General features: G+C 70.4%; 18 protein-coding genes and 2 pseudogenes. 7 read left to right on the top strand and 13 right to left on the bottom strand.

Translation table 11 applies throughout. The annotated features are described in order from the left end of the window. Positions 1 to 10 precede the first annotated feature (10 nt). On the bottom strand, positions 11 to 952 hold the full coding sequence (locus AC4OXY_RS05540; RefSeq protein ID WP_491993306.1) for an NAD-dependent epimerase/dehydratase family protein: 942 nt from the start codon (positions 950 to 952) through the stop codon (positions 11 to 13). Between the two features lie 70 nt (positions 953 to 1,022). Here AC4OXY_RS05540 and AC4OXY_RS05545 point away from each other — a divergent pair, with 70 nt between their 5' ends. Both AC4OXY_RS05545 and AC4OXY_RS05550 read left to right on the top strand, forming a co-directional pair. Next, complete coding sequence (locus AC4OXY_RS05545; RefSeq protein WP_491993307.1) at positions 1,023 to 1,946, top strand: LysR family transcriptional regulator; 924 nt, start codon at positions 1,023 to 1,025, stop codon at positions 1,944 to 1,946. 159 nt (positions 1,947 to 2,105) lie between these two features. Next, positions 2,106 to 2,822, top strand: coding sequence for a hypothetical protein (locus tag AC4OXY_RS05550; protein ID WP_491993308.1), 717 nt, complete (start codon positions 2,106 to 2,108; stop codon positions 2,820 to 2,822). Between the two features lie 966 nt (positions 2,823 to 3,788). On the opposite strand, the gene AC4OXY_RS05555 is transcribed toward AC4OXY_RS05550, so the two are convergent. The 5 genes and pseudogenes from AC4OXY_RS05555 to AC4OXY_RS05575 all read right to left on the bottom strand — a co-directional run bounded on the left by AC4OXY_RS05555 (position 3,789) and on the right by AC4OXY_RS05575 (position 9,577). Beyond that, on the bottom strand, positions 3,789 to 4,136 hold the full coding sequence (locus AC4OXY_RS05555) for a hypothetical protein (RefSeq protein ID WP_491993309.1): 348 nt from the start codon (positions 4,134 to 4,136) through the stop codon (positions 3,789 to 3,791). A gap of 1,005 nt (positions 4,137 to 5,141) precedes the next feature. Then, positions 5,142 to 5,312 (bottom strand): annotated as a pseudogene (locus tag AC4OXY_RS05560) (transposase); the annotation flags it as partial. Positions 5,313 to 5,610: 298 nt separating this feature from the next. Beyond that, on the bottom strand, positions 5,611 to 6,387 hold the full coding sequence (locus tag AC4OXY_RS05565) for an ABC transporter permease (RefSeq protein WP_491993310.1): 777 nt from the start codon (positions 6,385 to 6,387) through the stop codon (positions 5,611 to 5,613). Then, positions 6,384 to 7,379 carry an ABC transporter ATP-binding protein gene (locus AC4OXY_RS05570; protein ID WP_491993311.1) on the bottom strand — a complete coding sequence of 332 codons (996 nt, stop codon included), beginning with the start codon at positions 7,377 to 7,379 and terminating at the stop codon, positions 6,384 to 6,386. The genes AC4OXY_RS05565 and AC4OXY_RS05570 overlap by 4 nt, the downstream gene beginning before the upstream one ends. Positions 7,380 to 8,152: 773 nt before the next feature. After that, entirely contained in the window at positions 8,153 to 9,577 is a 1,425-nt protein-coding gene (locus AC4OXY_RS05575) for an extracellular catalytic domain type 1 short-chain-length polyhydroxyalkanoate depolymerase (RefSeq protein ID WP_376292603.1), read from the bottom strand. Positions 9,578 to 10,088: 511 nt separating this feature from the next. On the opposite strand from AC4OXY_RS05575, the gene AC4OXY_RS05580 reads away from it, so the two are divergent. The 3 genes from AC4OXY_RS05580 to AC4OXY_RS05590 all read left to right on the top strand — a co-directional run bounded on the left by AC4OXY_RS05580 (position 10,089) and on the right by AC4OXY_RS05590 (position 14,573). Continuing rightward, the gene (locus AC4OXY_RS05580) at positions 10,089 to 10,916 is read left to right on the top strand and encodes a 3-hydroxybutyrate dehydrogenase (protein ID WP_491993312.1); all 828 of its coding nucleotides are present in this window, start codon (positions 10,089 to 10,091) and stop codon (positions 10,914 to 10,916) included. A 192-nt stretch (positions 10,917 to 11,108) separates the two neighbouring features. Next, entirely contained in the window at positions 11,109 to 12,506 is a 1,398-nt protein-coding gene (locus AC4OXY_RS05585; RefSeq protein WP_491993313.1) for an MFS transporter, read from the top strand. A 117-nt stretch (positions 12,507 to 12,623) separates the two neighbouring features. Continuing rightward, on the top strand, positions 12,624 to 14,573 hold the full coding sequence (locus AC4OXY_RS05590; RefSeq protein WP_491993314.1) for a helix-turn-helix domain-containing protein: 1,950 nt from the start codon (positions 12,624 to 12,626) through the stop codon (positions 14,571 to 14,573). Between the two features lie 29 nt (positions 14,574 to 14,602). Here AC4OXY_RS05590 and AC4OXY_RS05595 read toward each other — a convergent pair whose 3' ends face one another. The 7 genes and pseudogenes from AC4OXY_RS05595 to AC4OXY_RS05625 all read right to left on the bottom strand — a co-directional run bounded on the left by AC4OXY_RS05595 (position 14,603) and on the right by AC4OXY_RS05625 (position 20,432). After that, positions 14,603 to 15,082, bottom strand: a complete 480-nt coding sequence (locus AC4OXY_RS05595; RefSeq protein ID WP_491993315.1) for a hypothetical protein — start codon at positions 15,080 to 15,082, stop codon at positions 14,603 to 14,605. Next, positions 15,072 to 15,566: pseudogene (locus AC4OXY_RS05600) on the bottom strand (alpha/beta fold hydrolase); the annotation flags it as partial. The gene AC4OXY_RS05595 and the pseudogene AC4OXY_RS05600, both read right to left, overlap by 11 nt. Next, complete coding sequence (locus tag AC4OXY_RS05605; protein ID WP_491993316.1) at positions 15,563 to 16,696, bottom strand: branched-chain amino acid ABC transporter permease; 1,134 nt, start codon at positions 16,694 to 16,696, stop codon at positions 15,563 to 15,565. The gene AC4OXY_RS05605 and the pseudogene AC4OXY_RS05600, both read right to left, overlap by 4 nt. Further along, a complete protein-coding gene (locus AC4OXY_RS05610) occupies positions 16,693 to 17,580 on the bottom strand; it encodes a branched-chain amino acid ABC transporter permease (RefSeq protein WP_491993317.1) in 888 nt (295 codons plus the stop codon). The genes AC4OXY_RS05605 and AC4OXY_RS05610 overlap by 4 nt, the downstream gene beginning before the upstream one ends. After that, positions 17,580 to 18,383 (bottom strand): ABC transporter ATP-binding protein, encoded by an 804-nt coding sequence (locus tag AC4OXY_RS05615; RefSeq protein ID WP_491993318.1) that lies wholly within the window; start codon positions 18,381 to 18,383, stop codon positions 17,580 to 17,582. The genes AC4OXY_RS05610 and AC4OXY_RS05615 overlap by 1 nt, the downstream gene beginning before the upstream one ends. Then, on the bottom strand, positions 18,380 to 19,192 hold the full coding sequence (locus tag AC4OXY_RS05620; RefSeq protein WP_491993319.1) for an ABC transporter ATP-binding protein: 813 nt from the start codon (positions 19,190 to 19,192) through the stop codon (positions 18,380 to 18,382). The genes AC4OXY_RS05615 and AC4OXY_RS05620 overlap by 4 nt, the downstream gene beginning before the upstream one ends. A gap of 4 nt (positions 19,193 to 19,196) precedes the next feature. Next, positions 19,197 to 20,432 (bottom strand): substrate-binding domain-containing protein, encoded by a 1,236-nt coding sequence (locus tag AC4OXY_RS05625; RefSeq protein WP_491993320.1) that lies wholly within the window; start codon positions 20,430 to 20,432, stop codon positions 19,197 to 19,199. 188 nt (positions 20,433 to 20,620) lie between these two features. Here AC4OXY_RS05625 and AC4OXY_RS05630 point away from each other — a divergent pair, with 188 nt between their 5' ends. Together AC4OXY_RS05630 and AC4OXY_RS05635 are read left to right on the top strand one after the other, a co-directional pair. Then, entirely contained in the window at positions 20,621 to 21,421 is an 801-nt protein-coding gene (locus AC4OXY_RS05630; RefSeq protein ID WP_376292582.1) for a CoA transferase subunit A, read from the top strand. A 2-nt stretch (positions 21,422 to 21,423) separates the two neighbouring features. Further along, complete coding sequence (locus AC4OXY_RS05635; protein WP_356033816.1) at positions 21,424 to 22,086, top strand: CoA transferase subunit B; 663 nt, start codon at positions 21,424 to 21,426, stop codon at positions 22,084 to 22,086. Positions 22,087 to 22,207 lie beyond the last annotated feature (121 nt).

Here is a 22,207-nt window from a genome sequence, read left to right on the forward strand (position 1 = left end):
TGTCTGTTCCTCAGGCGGCGGGAGCGGCGGATGTGCCGAGGGCTTCGGCAACGGCACCGGGGAGCCAGTCGGTGGTGTGGGAAAAGGAGAAACCCAGTTCTTTGGCGCGGGCGTTGCTCATGGCGTAGTGGCGGTCGAAGGAGAACGGCGAGGCCGGCTCGCCCGCGGTGGCGCTCCGGTACACGGCCTTCCTGCCGGCCTGTGCGGCGATGACGGCACCCAGGTCGTAGACGTCGAGTGGACCGTCTGAGCAGGCGTTGATCGGGCCGGTGACGTCGGTGAGCGTGGCCGCCCACAGCAGCAGGTCCGCCAGCTCCTCGTAGTGGATGAAGACCGTGGGCAGCACTTCGGCGTGCACGGTGATCTGCGTGCCCCGGGTGACGTGTTCGACGTAGTGCGCCAGCCGGCCGGTGAACTCCGCCGCACCGCCACCGAGTACGTGGGCGCTGCGCACGGCGGTGAAATCGAACCTGTGATGTCGGGCGAAGACGGCTTCCGCCTGGCGCTTGCCTTCGGCGTAGTGCGCCTGTAGGTACGCCGCGTCGTACCACGGGAGGTCCATGGCCACCCGCCACGTGGATGCGTCGACGACTTCCTCCGGCACCGGAGTGCCGGGCGGGACGGTCCGCAGTGCGGCGGTCGCCGGGTCGTAGACCTCGATGGTGGAGGTCATGACGTAGCGCCGGGTGCGGCCGCTGAAGGCGCGGGCGGCGATCGCGGCCTGCACCGGGGTGTAGCAGACCTGGTCCACGACCACGTCGAAGGTGCGGGAGCCGAGCGCAGCGATCAGGGCGGCCTCGTCGTTGCGATCGACGACGAGGTGCTCGACTCCGGCAGGCGGCGAGGTGGAGCCCCGATTGATCACCGTGACCTGGTGGCCACCGGCCAGCAGGCGCTCGACCAGGAGCTTTCCGAAGTAGCGGCTTCCGCCGATGACGCTGATCTTTTGCATGCCCCCATCCTGGACATCTACCGTCATCAGCAGAAGTGCCTGCTTACTGGAAACGTATTAAGGAATACTGTTGATCGATGTACAGCGGCTGCGTGTCCTGCGAGCGGTGGCGGAGGTGGGCAGCTTCAACCGGGCGGCGGCAGTCCTCCACCTCACTCCCTCAGCCGTGTCCCAGCACGTCGCTGCACTGGAGCGCAGCCTCGGCGCCCAGATCGTGGTGCGCAGCACACGCGGCGTCACTCTCACCCCGGCCGGCCGGATCATGGTCGGGGCCGCCGAGTCGGTCGCCGCGGAACTCGAACACGCCAAACAGCAGGTCGACCGGCTCGGCAGCGGCCGCACTCAGCTCACCATCGCCACGTTCACCAGCGGCGGCAGGCTCCTGCTGCCCGGTGCACTCGCCCGCCTCACCGCCGCCCATCCCGAGACCGTGGTGCACGTCAGGGAGAGCGAGCCCGAAGACAGCCTGCCGCTGGTCCGCCAGGGCGCCGTAGACCTCGCCCTCGCCTACCACTTCGACGGCCCGCTGCCCGGCCGGCGGGGCCCGAGTTCCAGCCTGGCGTGGACTGCGCTCATGGAAGACCCCCTGTACGTCGTCCTGCCCGACGCCCATCCCCTGGCCGACCGCGAGGCGATCGACATCGCCGAACTGGCCGCCGAACCCTGGGTACTCGGCTGCCGCAAGACCGAGACGTACCTGCGCCGCTACGCTGAGCGTGCCGGATTCACCCCGGAGGTGCGCGGCACCACAACCGACTACTTCTTCGCCCGCTCGCTCGTCGCTGCGGGCACGGGAATCTCGCTGATCCCCTCCATCGCACACACCCCGCACGTGGCAGGACTGCGCACCGTCCCGATCGCACCGCCGACTCCGACCCGGCACGTCGGCGTAGCCACGCTCCTCCGCCGCAACCACGCCCAGGTCAGGACACTGATACAGGCCCTCCAGGGACAGGCAACAGCGCTGGACGAAACCAGACCCGCACAGCACTAACTGCCCTCGTTCATCCGTACACCGCTGACGAAGTCTGTGTGTACGCCCCCGTGTGCCGGTGTACGGGACCGCTGAGGTCACACAACATCGTCCCTGGTAATGGCACCGCGGACCGGATTGGATAGGCGGGTGTTCACCCCTCCAGCGAGACCCTCCCTGATGACCGGTGCCATGGCCGGGATGCTCAGCATCCTGCTGGTCGTCGGCTGCAGTCCCAACGCCACGAGCAGCACAGGCCATTCTGGCGCCGGCACCCAGCCGGCCTCCACGGACCGCGCCGCCCCGCCTACGACCTCCGGCATGCCCGCGTTGACCACGGCCCAGCTCATCCAACGGCTACTCACTCCCGACGAACTCGGCGTCGGCTACAAGACCTTCGGCACCCTTCAGACAGGAGTGGACCAGCCGCCAGGCTTCCGTACGCTCAAGCCTGGATCGGTCGCTTGCACCGACGCCATGGCCTCCTTCGCAGCGAATCCGCGGGTTGGCAGGCTCTCGGCGAAGCAGTTCGCCTTCCGCACTCTGGGAAATCCCATGACCGGGGCAGGCCTGGACGAATGGGTGGGTTCCTTCTCCAGCCCGGCCCGGGCCGAACAGGCCGCCAACAACCTGCTGCGCGACGCGGCTGCCTGTCCTGCCGGCACCATCACCTCACCGACGCCCGCAGCGACATTCACGCTGACCCGGTTGCCTGCTCCCCGCTACGGGGATCAAAGCGCAGAACTTCTCTCCGGCGGGGATGGCACCATTGCCGACCCGGTACTCATCGTCCGCTACGGCGCCAACCTGATGGCTCTCACCATCAACACCCCCCACAACCGCGATGGCCTGGTCTCCGCTGCTGCCAAGGCCGCCAACAAGCGCTTCATCAGCTAGGAAACTGTTCTATCCACCGGGGCGGGGCCCGGATCGCTGACTCTTGGAATGCTTTGACGGACACCATCGTTGTCGTGGTCCGGCCGCCAAGACTGCCTCGTAGTCGGCGGGACTGCGGTAGCCGAGGCTGACAACTCGTAGCTGTCAGCGATGAGTCTCATGCGCCGGGCTGTCTCCCCGACGTCAGCCACGGCAGGGCCCGGACCGAGGTACTGCCAGCAGGCATGAGCTATGTCATGGATCCGGGCGCCCGGCGCCACAAAGTCCCAGTCGATGAACGCCGCTGGCCGAAGCGAGCCGCATGACCGGTGCCGGCCGTCGGAACTCGCGCACGAGCCGGGCGACCGCCACCAGACTCTCGTACGACGCCACAGCAGCAGGCTGTCGCGACTCCGAGCGACATGGCCATCGAGGTAACTGAGCACCTCGCGGCCCTTCTCGTCCACACCGAGATACCGCGGAGCTCCACACCAGCCACCGGCTTCGAGCGACCTCAGCAGATCACCCACGAAGTTCGTGCGAGGAGAGGCTGGACGACGCACCGTGCCCCCGACACGGACGACGGCATTGACGAATCCTCCCGGCAAGGGCGACTCATACCTCCGTCCACCACCCTGCCCGATCGTTATCTCGAATTCTAATAACTTGCCACTTGACGCCATTGTCGACCCGGTTGCGGATCGTATCGAGCAATGCCCGGTGGCCGTACGCCTCCGGCTGCCCTTCCCGCCCGCTTCCGCGTACGTCAGGTCCGTCGGATAGCTCGGATGCCGGGAGATGTTGTCGGTGGCGTTTCCGAACCGGTAAGCCCCTTGCTCGTATGCGCTGAGCGCACCGCGACCACCCAATCGGGACTCCCGTTCGATCGACAAACCCCAAGATCAGTACGGCGCCAGGCTTCTTACACCGCTCGGGCCTTCCCTGACGTCGCAAGGTCAGGCCCGCATCGGGATGGGAGACTGCGATCTAGGGTTGTGCATTTTGAAGCTTGCTCACGGATGCTTTCGCCACCTCTTGGAGCATATGGGGGTAGTACCCGTCATGTGCGAACACCGTGATGGTGAGCGATACCGTGCCAACTCGCACCAGGCCAACGGTCACGCATTCGCTCAGGCTGCCGGAGATCATACCGATGCGGGTAACGGTGGAATCGTCGCCCATTACCGGCAGCGGCAGGGGAGCCAGGTTCATGCGCTGCTTCCCACCCTCGTCCGTAAGATGGGAGCATCCCTTGGCAGAGCTACGAGTGTCGTTGATGACCTGCTGTGCATCGGCCGACGAGGCATGGCCCACCAAAGAGACCCTGATCTTCATCGTTCCGGCGGTGGTGTGGGCAGTGAAGGCCCTACCCAGCTCGGAAGAGGGATGGTAGGAGTCCGCGGACGCGTTGGAAGCGTTCAGGAATTCCGTGCAGACCGGCCCTCCGGAGCTCGCCGTGAGCCTTCGGGTCATGATCCCGGTGCTGTCATGTGCTGTGTCGGCTTGCAGACCCGGAACGTCTGCGGCGGCTATCACGGCAGCCTTTAGCTGACTCTCCGTCATTGGAGTCCCACTTGCCGCCGAAGGCGAAGTGGAGCCGACTGGTGAATGGGTGGGGTCGGAACTCGACTGTGTGGACCGCCTTGCGGCAGTTGGGAAAGGCGTGCGGGGTGCCTGGGCCGTCCCGCCGGCGCTGCTGCACGCCGACACCGGAATGATGCCCAGCGAGAGAGCCGCTGCGCACACAACGCGTCCAGCCTTTAGATTCACAGCCCCAACCCTTGGATCATCAGTTCGACCAGCGCAGGCAGTGTAGCGGTCGAGCCGCTCGGTCCACGGACGCAGGCTGAGAGGCGGCGCTGTGGGCCGGATCGCCGTCCACTCCCTGTCGGTCATGTCCGGTACCGGCGCTGCCGCGCGTGCCGGTCGGCCACGTTGCCGTACACGTGCGCGAGGCAATCACATGGCAGGGAAAGCCCCAGCTCAGCATTGGTGACCGGATTAGCGGCACCCACAGGCCCGGTCAACGCCCACCGGGTGTCGGACAGGTCGCTCGGGTACGGCCTCCGTTCGGTCACGGAGGAGTTCCTACCATCAACGACGTTGTCGATGTGGCTACTTGACCGCAAGGGCGTTTCTTGACATCCGCAAAACAGACGCAATCCAAGTGCCAGAGGGAGCAGGCTGCCGAACGCACCCGGTCCACAGCTGCTCAGGGCGACGAGCGAGGCGCTGCGCGACTCGATCTCCAGCACCATCAGGGGCTCGCCGACGGCGACTGCGGGCGATGCGCGAGAGCAGGAAGGCGAGCCCCGGCAGCACCGTCCTCGCAGGTGGCGACGTCGATGCCAGCTGAGTCACACCGAGAGACTCGACGAGCCTCTCGACCCGACGGGTGGAGACACCCAACAGACAGGCAGTCGCGACCACCGAGGCGAGAACCTGCTCAGCCCGGCGACGGCGTGCGAGGAGCCGGTGCGGGAAGTAACTGCCCTGCCGGATCTTGGGGATGTCAGGTGCGGTCATCGTGTTGATCTCCTTCGAGCTTCGACACCTCGAAGGTCAGCCGGTGGCCGTTCGTCTCTGCGGTCCTCACCTCGACGCCGGAGCACCCCCCGGATCGGGTCGAACCCGTACCCCGCCTCCTTGCACACAACCACACGCACGAACGGGACCTCCTGAATCAGAGTCAGGCCCATGGGCGATAGACCGGTGGCGGGTGCTCCTGGAGTTCGCCGACGGTACGGATGTGGCCAGGCGCTTCGTGGGCTCGGTGAAGATGCCGGGCGAAGGCATGTGGAGGTCGGCCTCAGGCCTTGGCGCCGGTGACGAGGCGTTCGCTGTGGAACAGGGTGGACACCAGCCGCCAGGCGAGCGCGTCGATGAGGAACAGGGCGGCTCCGAGGCTCACCGCTACGCCGACGCTGGGCTGGATGACGTTGAAGCCGATCAGCGCGGTCACCGAGAGCGGTGGCAGGCTGGCGAGCGAGCTGAGTTGCTGGGCGACGCGGACGTCGCCGGCGCGGGTGGAGATGGCGATGGCGGCCCAGATCGACCAGAGCGCGAGCAGCGGGTTGAACAGGAGCTGCGCGAGGATCCTGGGGGCCTGGAAGACGTCGTGCACGACGTTCGGGTGCGCGAACGTTCCGACGGCGGCGAGGAAGAGCCCGTACATCGCGTACGCGATCACAAGCGCTGGCAGGAAGGCCGCCAGCGCCTTGCCGAGCAGGAACTCGGCCGGGCGGATCGGGGTGGTCAGCACCGGTTCGAGCGTGCCCTGTTCGCGTTCGCCGACCACCGCGTAGGAGGCGACCACCGCCGGCACGAGGGCCGGGATCAACATCAGTTCCAGTGACGAGACGCCGACCAGGGCGTCCAGCTTGGACGCCGGAGCGTTCGCGGGCAGCTTGAACACGGTGATCACTGGTTCGATCATGAACAGCAGCGGCATCACGGCCATCGTGGTGGTGATGAAATGGTTGCGCCGGTAGTCGTTCAGCTCCTTGCGCACCAGGGCTCGGATGCGGGTCCAGCTCGGTCGGCTCGTGGGCCGGCCGGTGGGCCGGAGTGTTGTCGGGTTCGTCATCGCGCCTGCGCCTCCACGTCCTCGTCGATGAGCTGGAGGTAGACGTCCTCCAGCGAGTGCCGCGAGGGGCTCAGTGTGAGCAGGTCCGCGCCCTCGGCGACCACGGCGCGGGCTACGGCAGGCGCGGCCAGATCCGGATCGGTGACGGCCAGCACGTAGCCGACGCCATTCTCGTCGCACGTGCTCGGGTGCCAGTCCTCCACCCCGGGCAGGTCGGCGAAGACGCGCTGAGGCTCGGCGAGCGGCGCCCGGGTCGAGACCTGGAGGGTCTTGGCGAACAGGCGCTCGCGCAGCTCGTCGGGCCGGCCGATGGTGCGCAGGGTGGTGTTCATGATGCCGACGCGATCGCACAGGGCCTCGGCCTCGGCGAGGCGGTGCGTGGTGAGGAAGATGGTGACGCCGCGGCGTCGCAGGCCGTCGATGAGCTCGTGGACATCGCGGGCGGCCAGCGGGTCCAGGCCGGAGGTCGGCTCGTCCAGGAAGAGGATCTGAGGGTCGCTCAGCAGGGCGCGGGCCAGGCCGACGCGCTGGCGCAGGCCCTTGGAGAGTGAGCGGCACGGGTCGTCCGCACGGTCGAGCAGGTTGACGGCCCGCAGGGCGTGCTCGATGCGGGTACGCCGGTTGTCGAGCTCGTACAGGCCTGCGAAGAAGTCGAGGTTCTCAGTGACGCTGAGGCGCAGATACAGGCCCGGTGACTCGGGCATGACGGCGATCCGGCGGCGGATCTCGACGCCGTTGGCGGCGTTCAGCGCCAGGCCCGCGACTGTCGCGGAGCCGGCGGTAGGGGCGAGCAGGGTGCCAAGCGTCCTGACGGTGGTGGTCTTCCCGGCCCCGTTCGGCCCGAGGAAGCCGAACACCTCGCCGTAGTCGACGGAGAAGGTCACGTCGGCGAACGCGGTGCGTTCGCCGAAGCGCTTGGTCAACCCGTCGACGACGATCGCGGGCCCGGAGGGGGGCGCCTGGGTCCGTGCTCCAGCACTGTTTCGGTCCACGGCCACATTCAAAGTGATATCACTTTAGCGAGTTGCCAGGCCACCCCCTCGACCTGGTCACTCCTGGCCGAGGCGAGACTGCTTCGAGCGCGCACGGCATCCCGTGCCGCTGCCGCGCCCCGGCAGAGGGTGCGCACGGCGCCGTGGGTCCACCGCACGTGCCGAAGCCTGGACGGCACGGCGATCGACACCGCCGCCGCCCCTTGCGTCCACGCGGCTGCTGGGCCGGATGCGGCCCGACCGCCCGCTGCTCGTCGCCGCCGTCGAGGAGGAGGTGGCCCGTGTCGGCCCTGCTGAAGACCGGCCTTTGGTCTCGCGCCGGTTGGGCCTGGGGCTGCCGGTCATCGAGTACCTCAAGCGGCTCAGTCCTCGGATCGTCTGCGCCGACGAGCCCGGACCGGTGCTCCCCCGCGCCTTCCCGCCGGGCCGGGCTGATCGCCGGACGGCCAGCACATCAAGTCCGAGGTCGACCACGACCGCGGGCCGGAGAAGGCCTGGTCCACGGGGCCCCGCGGGCACGCGGCAGACATGAAACGTCGTCACCCACAACCTGTCCTCGCACCACAGCGTGTCCACCCGCACATGGCTTGGGGACCATCCCGGGATCCGGCACGTCTTCATCCCCATCGGCTTCATCCCCGTCGGCGCCTGCAGACGCAACCTCCAGGAAGGCTGGTGGCGCGCGTCTTCCGCGAGGCTGCTCTCACCGGCCAGTCCGCCGCCTGCGCCGGCTGTTCTGACCAGCCGGCGCAGGCGTGGCGGCCCTTGCCGGTTCAGCAGCCGGAGTCGGCGATGACGAAGTAGCCCGGGGAGGTCTCCTTCAGTGTGTGGGTGACGGCGACGTTGTACAGGCCCATGTTCTGGTCAGAGCCGTTGGCGTAGGTGTATCCGCCGCTCTGGTGGGCGCGGCCGGCCGCCACCTGGTTGTAGTTGTTGTCGGTGTAGCACTGGGGTGCGGAGCCTGTCGTCGTCGCCGTGACCGAAACGGACGACGCGCCGACGGCGCCGGAGGAGTCGACCGCGGCGACGGTGTAGCCGTAGGTGGTGCCGGCGGACAGTCCGGTGTCGGTGTACGTGGTGCCCGTCGCGGAGCCGACCTTCGTGCCGTCGCGGTAGACGTTGTACGAGGCGGCGCCGCTGACGGAGTTCCATGACAGCGAGGCACCCGTGTCGGTGGTGCCGGTCACCGTGAGGCCGGACGGGGCGGGCAGCGAACCGGTGCCGCCCTGACCGCCGCTTCCGTCCAGGCCCCAGAACTTCGCGGTGTAGTAGCTGGAGCAGATGGAGTTGAGGTAGTACGTGCCTGTGGTACCGCACTGGTCGGCGCCCGAACCGGGGTTGACGGCGAGGCCGTGCGCCATGCCGGAGACCGAGAAGAGCGCCACGGCCGGCTTGCCGGCGGGGTCGTTGTAGATGCTCTCGGTGGTGCCGCCGGTCAGGTTCTGGGTGCTGGAGGCCGTCTGGCCGATGCCCCAGACGTCGGTCCACTGGTCGCGCAGTTCGGTGCCGTTGACCGGGGCGACGGTGGTGTCGGAGGATCCCTGCCAGATGGCGACCCGCGGCCATGGGCCCGAGTACCCGGGGTAGGAGTTGCGAGCCTTGTCGCCCCACTGCTTCGGGGTGAGGTTCTGGTTGCTGTACTGGCAGCCGGAGGCGGCCGTCTGGGTGGTGGCACACTGCGCGGGGATGCCCGAGTCGACGGAGCCGCCGGCGAACACATCCGGATAGTCAGCGAGCAGATCCGCGGTCATGCCGCCACCGGCGGACAGGCCGGTGACGAAGATGCGACCACGGTCCGAACCGTACTGCGTCACGGCCGTGTCGACCATCTGCTTGACCGAGGCCGCCTCGCCGCTACCGCGGGTGTCCTTCGTGGAGTCGAACCAACTGAAGCAGGACAGGCTGTTGTTGGCAGCGCTGGTCTGCGGGTAGACCACGGCGAAGCCCCACTCGTCGGCGAACTTCTGCCAGCCGGAGTGCGTGTGGTAGTCGCTCGCCGACTGGGTGCACCCGTGCAGAGCCACGACCAGCGGGGCGTTCGTGGGAAGGTTCGCCGGCGCGTACTCGTACATCGCCAGATTGCCGGGGTTCGAGCCGAAGTCGGTGACCTGCTGGAGGGTGCCGGCGGCCGCCGCATTCGAGGCGAGCGGGGCGACGACGGTCAGGCCCGCGGCAAAAACGCCGAATGCGGCGGCCATTGCGCCGCGTCGGAAGACTCTGCGCCAGGTGGAGTGAAGCATGGTGCGACTCCGATGAGTGGTGGGGAGAGAGGGAGGGGAGCGCGGACGCGGCGCGCCGCCCGGCAGTCCCACCCCGCCCGGCGCCGCCCCGCGCACGTCCCTGTGACCGGTCGGTGCGACACCGGGCCGCACCGGCCCGCTGTGGTACCGGCTAACTGAAAGCGGACCGTACGACCGGCCGACCCAACCTCGACATGTGAGGAACAGCCAGGACTGCGGCGCCCGGCGTGGCTCGCGCACCCATGGTGTCGGCGATGGCGCTGTGACATGCGACGGGCCGCACGGGCCGGTACACCCGTGCTTATCGGGTGTTCTGGCGTTCGGGGGCCGCCGGGTCACCACCCACCACCGAGCACCGAGCACCGAGCACCGAGCACCCGCCCATGGTGGCCGAACCCATCTCATGCTTCGGAAATATGGTGGCGACCCACGTGTCTCACCTCATGGTTCCTACCTACCGTGTTCGGCCATGGACAGCGCCAAGAGCTCCGCCGAGGGCTCGACCCAGCATTCCGAGGCCGGTGACGTCACCTCGTCCGGTCTGGCCTCGACCCGATTCCTCACCGGCCGCAAGGTTCTGGTCACCGGTGCCGCCAGCGGGATCGGCCGGGCCTGCGCCGAGGGCTTCGCCGCGGCCGGTGCCGAGGTCTACGTGGTGGACCGGGCTGCCGAGGCCGCCAAGGAGGTGGCCGAGACGATAGGCGGCATCGCAGTCGTGGCAGACCTCTCCGAGGCCGACGCCGTCGACGCGTTGCCGGACGACGCCGACATCGTGGTCAACAACGCGGGTCTGCAGCACGTCGCGCCGGTGCACGAGTTCCCGCCGGAGCGGTTCACCCTGATCCAGCGGGTCATGGTGGAGGCGCCGTTCCGCATCCTGCGCCGTACCCTGCCCCACATGTACGCGCGGCAGTGGGGCCGCGTCGTCAACATCTCCTCGGTGCACGGCCTGCGGGCCAGCGCCTACAAGTCGGCGTACGTAGCGGCGAAGCACGCACTGGAGGGCCTGAGCAAGGTGGTCGCCCTGGAGGGTGCCTCGCACGGCGTGACCAGCAACTGCATCAATCCCGGCTACGTCCGCACGCCGCTGGTCGAGGAGCAGATCGCGAACCAGGCTCTCGCCCATGGCATCCCGGCGGCGCAGGTGATGGACCAGGTGTTCCTGGAACGCACCGCGATCAAGCGCCTGATCGCGCCGGCCGAGGTCGCCGAGGCGGCCTTGTGGCTGTGCACCGAACGCACCGGCTACCTCACCGGCGGCTCGATCCCCCTGGACGGCGGCTGGACGGCGCACTGACCGCCCGTCGACCGCCCGTCGTCCTGCCCGCCCATGCCGGTTCCGACCGGCTGAGGTCGGCCGGGACGGCACCCGCGCGCCACTGCCCCCGGCGCACCCACCCTCGAACTCCCCCGGACCTGCTCCTTTCGTCCCCCAGCGTCGGCCGGATCCGGAGGTCCGCTCCCCTCTCCTTCCGAAACGGTGACACCCATGCCCAGCGCTCACAACGCCGTGACCGACCCGGACTCCTCCGCAAGACCGGGAGGCCTGCGCAAGATCGTCGTGGCCAGCCTCATCGGCACCACCATCGAGTGGTACGACTACTTCCTCTACGGCTCGGCCGCCGCCCTGGTCTTCGGCCACGTGTTCTTCCCCGAGTCGGACCCGCTGACCGGCACCCTGCTGTCCTTCCTCACCTATGCCATCGGTTTCGCCGCCCGCCCGATCGGCGCCGTGGTGTTCGGGCACTACGGCGACCGCCTCGGCCGCAAGAAGCTCCTGGTGATCAGCCTGCTGATGATGGGCCTTTCCACCGCCCTGATCGGCTGCGTCCCCGGCTACGACACGATCGGTGTCGCGGCTCCCCTGCTGCTGACCACCCTGCGCCTGGTCCAGGGCTTCGCCCTCGGCGGCGAGTGGGGCGGGGCGGTGCTGCTGGTCTCCGAACACGGTGATGCGAAGCGACGCGGCTTCTGGGCGTCCTGGCCGCAGGGCGGCGCACCGGCCGGCAACCTGCTCGCCGTCGGAGTGCTCTCCCTGATGACCACCGTGCTCAGCGACGACGCGTTCACCTCCTGGGGCTGGCGGGTGCCGTTCCTGCTCTCCGCCGTGCTCGTCATGATCGGTCTGTGGATCCGGCTGTCCGTCGACGAGTCCCCGCTGTTCAAGGAGGCGCTGGCCAAGGCCGAGCGGCGCAAGGCGGAACAGCGGGCCGAGCAGCCGCCGTTCGTCGCGGTCGTGCGCAACCACTGGCGGGACATCCTGGTCGCGATGGGCGCCCGGATGGCCGAGAACATCTCCTACTACGTGATCACCGCCTTCGTCCTCACCTACTGCGTCGAGCACCTCAAGATCGACAAGCAGACGTCGCTGAACGCCGTACTGATCGGTTCGGCCGTGCAGTTCTGCCTGATCCCGCTGTTCGGCGCCCTCTCCGACCGCATCGGCCGGAAGCCGGTGTACCTGGTGGGCGCGGTCGGCGTGGGCCTGTGGTCGTGGGCCTTCTTCGCCCTGCTGGACACCAGGTCGTTCCCCGCGCTGGTCGTGGCCGTCACCGTCGGCCTCATCTTCCACAGCGCCATGTACGCACCCCAGGCGGCGTTCTTCTCCGAGCTGTTCGCCACGCGGATGCGGTACACCGGCGCCTCCATCGGCGCCCAGCTCTCCTCGGTGGCGGCCGGGGCCCCGGCCCCGCTGATCGCCACCGCCCTGCTCGGCTCCTACGGCACCTCCACGCCGATCTCGGTGTACGTCGGCCTGGCCGCCCTCATCACCGTGATCGCGGTCGTCGCCGCGCGCGAGACCCGTGGCAGAGACCTGGCCGCGATCGAGCCGGAGGGCTCCGCGGCGCGGCCGGCCCCGGACCAGCAGCGGGCCGCGTCCGCCTGACGGGCCGGTACCACTGCCCGGCCGGAGGGTCAGGGTCTTCCCGGTCGGGGATGGCTCCGGCCCTCCTCGGCCGTACGCCGACTTCCCTGTCCCCGACTTCGCAACGGTTGCCCGCCCATGCCGCACCAGCCCACCTCCGCCGCCCGTCACCTGCGCCGGCTGCTCGAACTCCTCGCCGCAGGCGCCCCTGCCGAAGAGATCGGCGCCGTCGCCGTAGAGGCGCGACGCAGCGGTGCCTCCGCCCCGGACCTCGCGGAGGTCGAACAGGCCACCGAAGCGGCGCTGCGCGTACAAGGCGCGCTCACGCAGCACCGGCGCCGGGAGGCGGAGCTGACCGCGCTCTTCGACACCGCCGGCGATCTGGCGGCCCTGCGCGACCTGGACGCCGTGCTGCGCTCCATCGTCCGGCGGGCCAGAATGCTCCTGGGCACCGACACGGCCTACCTCACGCTGCCCGACGAGGAGGCCGGGGACACCTACATGCGGGTCACCGACGGCTCGGTGTCGGAGTTGTTCCAGAACCTGCGCCTCCAGCTGGGGGAAGGCCTCGGCGGTCTGGTCGCGCAGACCGCGCGCCCCTACGCGTCCCCGGACTACCGCACCGACGACCGCTTCCTCCACACCGGCAGCATCGACGCCGGGGTTCTGGACGAGGGCCTGGTCGCGATCCTCGGCGTGCCGCTGCTGCTGGGGTCGGGGAGCGGCGGCCAGGTCATCGGTGCACTCTTCGCCGCGGACCGCACGCCGCGCGCCTTCGCCCCGGACGAGGTCGCCCTGCTGTGCTCGCTCGCCGACCATGCCGCCATCGCCATCGACACCGCGAAAGCCATGGCCGACACCCGCGTCGCGCTGGCCGAGCTGGCCGAGGCGAACGCCGTGATCCGGGAGCACTCAGCCGCCATGCAGCGTGCCGAGGAGTCCCATGACCGGCTCACCGATCTGGTGCTGCGCGGCGGTGACGTCCCGGATGTGGCCGCCGCCGTGGCCGGTCTGCTGAAGGGGGACGTCGCGGTCCACGACGGCTCCGGGTGGCCGCTCACCACAGTCACCGGGGACGGTGGAGCCTTCACCCGGGGCACGGGCGACGCAGGTGACGCCGAGGCGGCCGCGCTGGTCACGGCCGCGGAGAGCTCGCGCGCGGCCGCCCATGCCGTGTTCCGCGACGGGCGCTGGGTCTGCGCGGTGCTGGCCGGGCAGGAACTGCTGGGCTGCATGGTTCTGTACGGGCGGCCGGAGCTCGACGGCCCCGACCGGCGCCTGTTCGAGCGCAGCAGCGTCGTGACCTCACTGCTGCTCCTGTTGAGGCGTTCGGTCGCGGAGACAGAGAACCGCGTCCGCGGCGACCTGCTCACCGATCTTCTCACCGCACCCGACCGCGACCCGGCCGGGCTGGTGGCCCGCGGCCGTCGCCTGGGCATCGACCTCGACCGACCCCACGTCCTGCTCGTCGCCCGGTCCGGTGCCGCGGCTCGGGAGCGGCTCGCCGACGCCGCCGCACGCTGCCTGTTCGGGGGCAGCGGCGTCAGCGCGGAACACGAGAACACCGTGGTACTGCTACTGCCGTACGACGGCACCGGTCCGGGTGAGGCGGCCCGCGTCGCCGCCGGGCAGCTCGGCCAGCTGGCCGGCACGCCGGTCACGGTGGCCGGCGCCGGGCCGGCCACCGGGCCGCGGGCCATCGCCGACGCACACGCCGAGGGCACCCGCTGCCTGCGCGCCCTGCACGTGCTCGGCCGCGCCGGGACCGGGGCGAGCGCCGACGAACTCGGCTTCCTCGGCGTGCTGTTGGGCGACCACCACGATGTGGACGGCTTCATCGCCGCGACCCTGGGGCCGCTGCTGGAGTACGACGCCCAGCGCGGCACCCAACTGGTCCGCACCCTGCACGCCTACTTCGGTTGCGGCGGGAGCCTGACCCGGGCGAAGGAGGAGCTGCACGTCCATGTGAACACCGTCGTGCAGCGCCTGGACCGCATCCAGGCGCTGCTCGGACCCGACTGGAACACCCCCGAACAGGCCCTGGAACTCCAACTCGCCCTGCGCCTGCACCTGCTGTCGGGCACCTGACGCCCGGACGGGAGCCGGCGCGATCGCCGTTACGGTGTGCCGTCCCGGCCGCCGGCTCCCGCCACGCCGGCCGCGGCCAGCAGATGCCGTGCCACGGCCTGGGCGCCCTCGTCGCCGACGATGATCGTGTAGTGGTTGGTGCCGGGCACGAGCTGTGTGCGCACCAGGCGGGGGGCAAGGCCCGCGGAGGCGAGCCGCTGCTCGTCGTACAGGCCCTGCGGCTCGTCCATCAGACCGCGTTCGGCCCACAGCAGCACGGCCGGGCGGGGCAGCCGGTGCACCGCACCCGACACTTCCTCGCGCAGTTGGTCCACGCCGTCGGTGCGGACCGCCTCCAGGCTGCAGGACGAGCGCAGTTCGGGCTCCTCCCCCACGAGGTCGCGCTGGACGTAGGCGTCCACCCACGGCGACCAGGAGCCGGCGAAGGCCGGATGCCGCCGCCAGAACGTGCGGTAGGCCTCCCGGTCCGGGAACGTCATCGACAGCCGCCGCATGGCCGGGCCGATCACCGAAGTGATCAGTTCGTCGGGATCCAGGCCGGGGGGGGACGGGGAAGCCCACGCCGCCGTCCACCAGCAACAGGCCTGTCAGCAGGTCCGGATGGCGCACCGCGGTCAGGGCCGCGGTGAAGGCCCCCATGGAGTGGCCGGTCAGCACCACCCGCGCCACGCCCAGCGCCTCCACCACGGCGGCCATGTCGTCGGCGTGGGCCGCGATGCCGTACGGGCCGGGCAGTGACCCGCTGCGGCCCCGGCCGCGCAGGTCCGGCGCCACCAGGGTGACCCGGCCGGCCAGGTGGTGGGCGACGCGCGCCCAGCTCAGGCCGTTGGCGGTGATGCCGTGCAGCGCCAGGACCACCGGCGCGCCCGGGTCGTCGGCCGGCCAGCGCGACACGGCCAACTCCCCGCCGGCCACCGGCACCTGGAACTCCTCGTGCCCGGGGACAGCGCCACCCTGATGGGCCGTTGGCTCGTTCCGTGGAGTGCGGCTCATGGCTGGAGGACCTCCTCGTGGTCGGCGGCGGCGTGGGACGTACGGGCGGTGCGCAGCCGGGCCGGGAGCCGGGCCACGCCGCCGGGCAGCAGGTAGATCACCGCGACGAACAGGGCGCCGAGCAGGAACAGCGGCTGCGAGAGCGGCACACGGACCACGGAGGGCAGAGAGGTGACCGCACCCGAGCCGGCCAGGTCGCCGAGCCGGTGATCGGCCCAGGTGTAGAGGATGCCACCGATCATCGGTCCCCACCGGGTCCCCGAGCCGCCCAGCACCACCATCACCAGCAGGGACAGCGTGAAGTCGGAGGTGGTCGTCTGCGGCGTGGCGCCGCCGGTCAGCAGCAGGTACACGATGCCGCCGAGCGCGGCCAGGGTGCCGGCCAGGACGAAGGCGACCAGTTTGAAACCGTACGGGCGCAGCCCCAGCACCTCCACCCGGCGCTCGTTCTCCTTGATGCCCTCCCAGACCCGGCCGGTGGGCGAGCGGACCGCCCACTGCACGACGACCAGGACGACCACGAGGTAGGCCAGGGCCATCCAGTACAGGTTGGCCGTGTGCTCGATGCCGACCAGCGAGGCCGGCAGCCTGTCCGCGGGCGCGGCCCTGCCTTCCTCACCGCCGGTGACGCCTCCGGGATCGCGTTGCACGAGGATCGACGCGGCCTGCGCGAAGGCCAGGGTCACCATGGAGAACCCGATGCCGCTGACTCGCAGGCTCACGGCGCCCAGCAGCGCGGACAGCGCCGTGCCCGCCAGCAGTCCCGACAGCGCGGACGCGGCGAACGGCAGACCCGCTTCGAGCATCACGGTGTTGGTGACGTACGTGCCCGCGGCGAAGTAGAGGGCGTGCCCGAAGGACAGCAGACCCGTACGGCCGAGCAGCAGGTCGTAGCCGGTGGCCAGGCCCCCGAACAGCAGGCACAGGGCGAGCAATTGCAGGTTGCCGGGACTGCCGATCGGGCCGTCCAGCAGGCCCGGCAACGGCAACGCGCTGTAGGGCAACGTGAAGAGCACCACCAGCAGCGGGGCGGGCCACCAGCGGGTGGCTCGCCGCAGCCGCTCGGAGCGGGTGGCGACGCGGTGGTTCGCCGTGCGGGCCCGGCCACGCGGCTGGGTGGCGGTGGTCATGCGAGCCTCCCGGTGAGCCCCCGCGGCCGGACGAGCAGCAGGGCGGCGAGCAGGACGACGACAGCGAGGTCGCCGAGCCCGGCGGTGGTGTAGTAGTTGGCGAACTGCTGGACGAGGCCGACGGCCACCGAGGCCAGCGCGGTGCCGGTGAGCGAGCCCATGCCGCCCGTCACGACGACCACGAAGGCGAAGATGAGCAGCGAGGTGCCCTGTTGGGGGTCCACGGAGCCGAAGTAGAGGCCGCCGACGGCACCGCCGAGGGCCGCTGCCGCGCCGCCGATGGCGAAGACCAGGGTGAAGGCCCTGCGCACGTCGATGCCGAGCGCCGTGACCATCGCCCGGTCCTCCACCCCCGCGCGCACGACCAGTCCGTGCCGGGTGCGGCTCAGGAACAGTTTGAGCGCGGTCAGTACCACCAGGGCCGCGCCGATCAACACCGGGCGGTCGAGCGGCACTTCGGCGCCCAGCAGCCCGAACGTTCCGGACAGTGCCTTCGGCCCGGGGAAGGGCCTGGCGTCGGACCCCCAGATCGCGGCCAGCAGCGCCGGCACGGCCAGACCCACGCCCACCGTGGCGAGGATCTGCTCGCGAGGACGGGTGTAGAGCGGGCGGATCACGGCGAGTTCGAGCAGCACGGCGGCGACCGTGCCCACCGCGGTGCCGAAGACGACGGCGAGGGCGAATCCGGCGACTCCGGGGCCGGCTCCGGGCAGGTGGCCGGAGGCGGCCCACCAGGCACCGTAGGCGCCCACGGACAGCAGCGCGCCATGGGCGAAGTTGAGCACGTCCATCAGTCCGAAGATCAGCGAAAGGCCTGCGGCGACCAGGAAGTACAGGGCGCCCAGGCCGAGTCCGGTGAAGGTGAGCAGCACGACGGTGGCCATCAGGCGTCCGCCTCCGTGGTCCGGGCGGCGGGGCGCGCCGCGGTGCGAACGGACGGGTCCGCGGAACCCTTCGCGGGACTGCCGTGGCCGGCGCTGCCGACGCCGAGCAGCCGGCGTGCCGCCACCGCGTCGGCGAGCAGGTCGGCGGCGGGGCCCCGGTGCGCTGTGCGGCCGTCCGCGAGGACGGCACAGTGGCGGGCGATACGGCGCACCACGGCGAGGTTCTGCTCCACGAGCAGGACGGGTACCGCCTCGGCGGCACGCTCCAGCGCCTGGGCGACCTCGGTGACCACCTTGGGCGCCAGGCCCTTGGTGGGCTCGTCAGCGATGATCAGCCGGTTGCCGTTGAGCAGGGTCCGGGCGATGGCGAGCATCTGCTGCTGGCCGCCGGACAGGGTTCCGGCGGCCTGCCGGGCGCGTCGTCTCAGCTCCGGGAAGAGCTCGTGCACCAGGTCGTAGGCCGGTTCACCGGCGCCGGGCCGCTCGGCCAGCCGCAGGTTCTCCGCCACGCTGAGAGCGGCGAAGACACCGCGGTCCTCGGGGGCGTAGCCGATCCCTCGGCGCACCAGGGCGTGGGTGGCCAGGCGCACCGTCTCCTCACCGGCCAGCAGGACGCTGCCGGTTCGAGGGACCAGGCCGAGGATGCCGCGTACGGTGGTCGTCTTGCCCGCTCCGTTGCGGCCCAGCAGCGCGGTGGTGCCCGAGGCCGCCACCTGCAGGTCGACGCCGTGCAGGATGTGTTTGCCCCCGATCACGACCCGCAGATCGCGTACGGTCAGCAGGGGCACCGGAGCGGGGTTCACAACTCCTCCCCGAGGTAGGCCTGTTGTACGGCGGGGTCGGCCATCACGGCCTGCGGGGTGTCCAGCGCCAGCAGTGTGCCGTGATGCATCACGGCCAGCCGGTCGGCCAGGTCCAGCAGCACGTCCATGTGGTGCTCGACCATGAGCACGGTGCGCCCCTCCTCCTTGTGCAGGGACCGGATGAGGTCGGTCAGCGCGGGCACCTCCTCGGCGCTCACGCCCGCCATCGGCTCGTCCAGCAGGATCAGCCGGGGCTCGCCGACGAGCAGGACGGCGAGTTCGAGTTTGCGTTTCTCGCCGTGCGAGAGGGCGTCGGCACAGGTGTCAACGCGGTGCGCGAGCTGTGTGCGGGCCAGCACCCGGTCGACCCGCTCCGGGTAGGTGTCGGCACGGCGCCAGACCCGGTACGAGCCGCCGTCGGCAGCCTGGGCCGCGAGCGCCACGTGGTCGGCGACCGTCATGCCCGGCCACAGGCTGGAGGTCTGGAAGGTGCGCCCGAGGCCGCGCCGGGCCCGGGCGTAGGCGGCTTCCCCGGTGACATCGCGGCCGTCCAGTTCGATCGTGCCCCGGGAGACCGGACTGAGTCCGCTGACCAGGTTGAACAGGGAGGTCTTGCCCGCGCCGTTGGGGCCGATGAAGGCGAGGAGCTCGCCTTCGCGGACGTCGAAGGAGACGGAGTCGACGAGGGTCGCACCGCCGACCGTCCAGCCGATGTCGCGCAGCCGGAGCACGGGGGCCGGGAAGGCAGGGGCCTCCCCGGCGCCCGGAACCCGCGCGGCGCCCGGTGACGTCGTGTTCGAGGAGGACATCGTCTCAGCCCGCCGTCCGCGCGGCCGGTGGTGCGACCGCTGTCATCGGGATGCTGCCGATCAGCTCGGGCCGGGCGGTGCTGCCGGTGCCCCTGAGCCGGGCCGTGAACATGGGCTGCAGCAGGGCGTGGTCCGCAGCGCGGATCTGCTCCTTGCCCTTGGGTCCGTCGAAGCTCCAGCCCTGTAGCGCCCTGGCCATGGCCGCGGTGTCGGTGGCGCTGCCGGACTCGACCGCGTGCACGATCATCTGGGCGGCGGTGAATCCGTCGGGGCTGAACAGGTCGGGGGTTCCGCCGGCTTTGGTGATGCCGTCGAGCATGGCCTTCTCCACCGGGTTGCCGCCCCCGGCGCCGGGAAAGTAGTGCGCGAGGAAGGCGACCTTGGAGCCGGCCGGTCCGAAGACCGGGTACGAGGCGGTGCCGGCGAGTCCGGTGACGACCTTGCTGGCGTCCAGCACGCCCTGCTGGTTCAGCGCGGTCCACAGAGCGGGGGCCGTGGCGCCCGCCCAGGCGACGAACACCAGGTCCGGCTTGCCGGCCCTGGTCTGCCGGGCGAAGGGCGTGAGATCGGTGGCGCTCGGCGGGGCCAACACGGAGCCGACGTGCGCGCCCTCCTTGCCGAGGACCGACTTCACGGCGGCCACGTTGGCCTGTCCGAACGCGGAGTTCTGGGCCAGTACCGTGACCTTGCTGCCCTTGGCGTCGCCGAGGAGTGTTCCGGCGGCGAGGATGTCCTGATAGGACTGCCGGCCCGAGCGGAAGGTGTAGGCGTTGACGCCGGTGACCGCGTCGGTGGCGGCGGGACCGCTGACGTACAGCACCTTGTTCTGCGCGGCCAGCGGCGCCATCTGCAGTGCCACACCGGAGTCGGTGGTGCCGGCGAGGATCTTGCAGCCCTTGCCGACGAGGGTCTTGGCCGCGGCGACGGCCTTCGCCGGGTCGCCCGCGTCGTCCTGTTCGGTGACCTCGACCGGATGGCCGGCGGCCTTGTCCGTCCCGTGCGTGGCGTATTCCAGACCCGCCTTGAAGCCCTGCTCGTACTGCTTGCCGTAGGCGGCGAGGAGTCCGCTGCGCGAGTACACCAGCCCTACCTTCACGGGGGCGGCCCTGCCGCCCGCGCCGGCGGCCGCCGTGCCGGCGGTGCCGGCCGAGGAGCAGCCCACGACCAGGGCGCCGACCGCGAACAGGGTGAGTGCGCGAACGGATCTGCTTCGGAAGGTGTCCGTGAGGCTGGAACGCATGGCGATCGGCTCCTGACAGTGGGCGCGGTGCGTGATTGCCGGAACGATAGGAGCGCCGCACGACGGGCGGCATGTGGTCAATCACCGCTCTTCCGGGCCCAGTCGTGGCATCGGCACACATGGTCGGTGGGGGCCGGTACCGCGAGGGTGAGATCCACCGAACGAACCCGGTGGGGAAGGGACACGGCATGGACAAAGTGGTGGCCGCGGCCGCGCAGGCAGTGGCGGACATCCCTGACGGCGCGACACTCGCGGTCGGCGGGTTCGGCCTGTGCGGCATCCCGTCGACGCTGATCGCCGCGCTGGCCGAGACGAGCGCGTCCGGCCTGCGGGTCGTGTCCAACAACTGCGGTGTGGACGACTGGGGGCTGGGACTGCTGCTGCGGGCCGGCCGGATCGCCCGGATGACCTCCTCCTACGTGGGCGAGAACAAGGAGTTCGCCCGCCAGTACCTGGCCGGCGAACTGGAGGTGGAACTGACGCCGCAAGGCACTCTCGCCGAGCGACTGCGGGCAGGGGGCACCGGCATCCCCGCGTTCTACACCCCGGCCGGGGTGGGCACCCAGGTCGAGGAGGGCGGCCTGCCGTGGCGCCACACCCGCGACGGCGGTGTCGCGGTGGCCTCCCCGCCCAAGGAGACACGGGAGTTCAACGGCCGCCGCTACCTGCTGGAGGAAGCCATCACCGCCGACTTCGCCCTGGTCCGGGCCGCGGTCGCCGACCGGCACGGCAACTGCGTCTTCCATGCGGCGGCGCGCAACTTCAATCCGCTGTGCGCGATGGCGGGGCACATGACCGTGGTGGAGGCCGAGCGCATCGTCGACGCCGGCGAACTGCCACCGGACGCCGTCCATCTGCCCGGCGTGTACGTGGACCGTGTGGTCGCCGTCGACGACTGTCTGCACAAGCGCATCGAGCGCCGCACCGTGCGCCCGGCACACATCGGCGCCCAGGCAGCCGTTCCGCGCACCCACTCCGAGGAGAAGTGACCATGCCGCTCGACCGCAACCAGCTCGCCGCCCGCGCCGCCCGGGAGCTGCGCGACGGCCAGTACGTCAACCTGGGCATCGGCCTGCCCACCCTGATCCCCAATCACCTGCCGGACGGGGTGCACGTGGTACTGCACTCGGAGAACGGCATTCTGGGCGTGGGCCCCTACCCGTACGACGGCGAGGAGCACCCCGATCTGATCAATGCCGGGAAGGAGACGGTGACCACCGTCGCCGGCACCTCCTACTTCGATTCGGCCCTCTCCTTCGGCATGATCCGGGCCGGCCGGATCGACGTCTCCGTACTCGGTGCCATGCAGGTGTCGGCGCACGGCGACCTGGCCAACTGGATGATCCCCGGCAAGATGGTCAAGGGCATGGGCGGTGCGATGGACCTGGTCCACGGCGCCCGCCGGCTGGTGGTCGTGATGGAGCACGTCGCCAGGGACGGCCGCCCGAAGATCGTCGAGGAGTTGAGCCTTCCCGCCACGGGCCGCCGTGTGGTGAACCGGATCATCACCGACCTGGCCGTCATCGACGTCGCCCCCGAGGGACTGCGCCTGGTGGAAACCGCTCCGGGCATCCGCGTACAGGAGGTCCTGGCCGCGACCGGTGCCCGGCTCCTTGTCGACGCGGGCTGGGAGGCGCTTGCACCCACCTCCTGACTCCGATGAACGAGCACAGCTCGAAGCCCAAACCTCCATCGGCCTCCAGTCACCACCACGTCACCACCCAGATCGAGGGACGGGGTCGTGCTCCTCTCCGAAGCCTCGGACCCCTGTTCGG

Source organism: Streptomyces sp. HUAS MG56, from assembly GCF_058673395.1.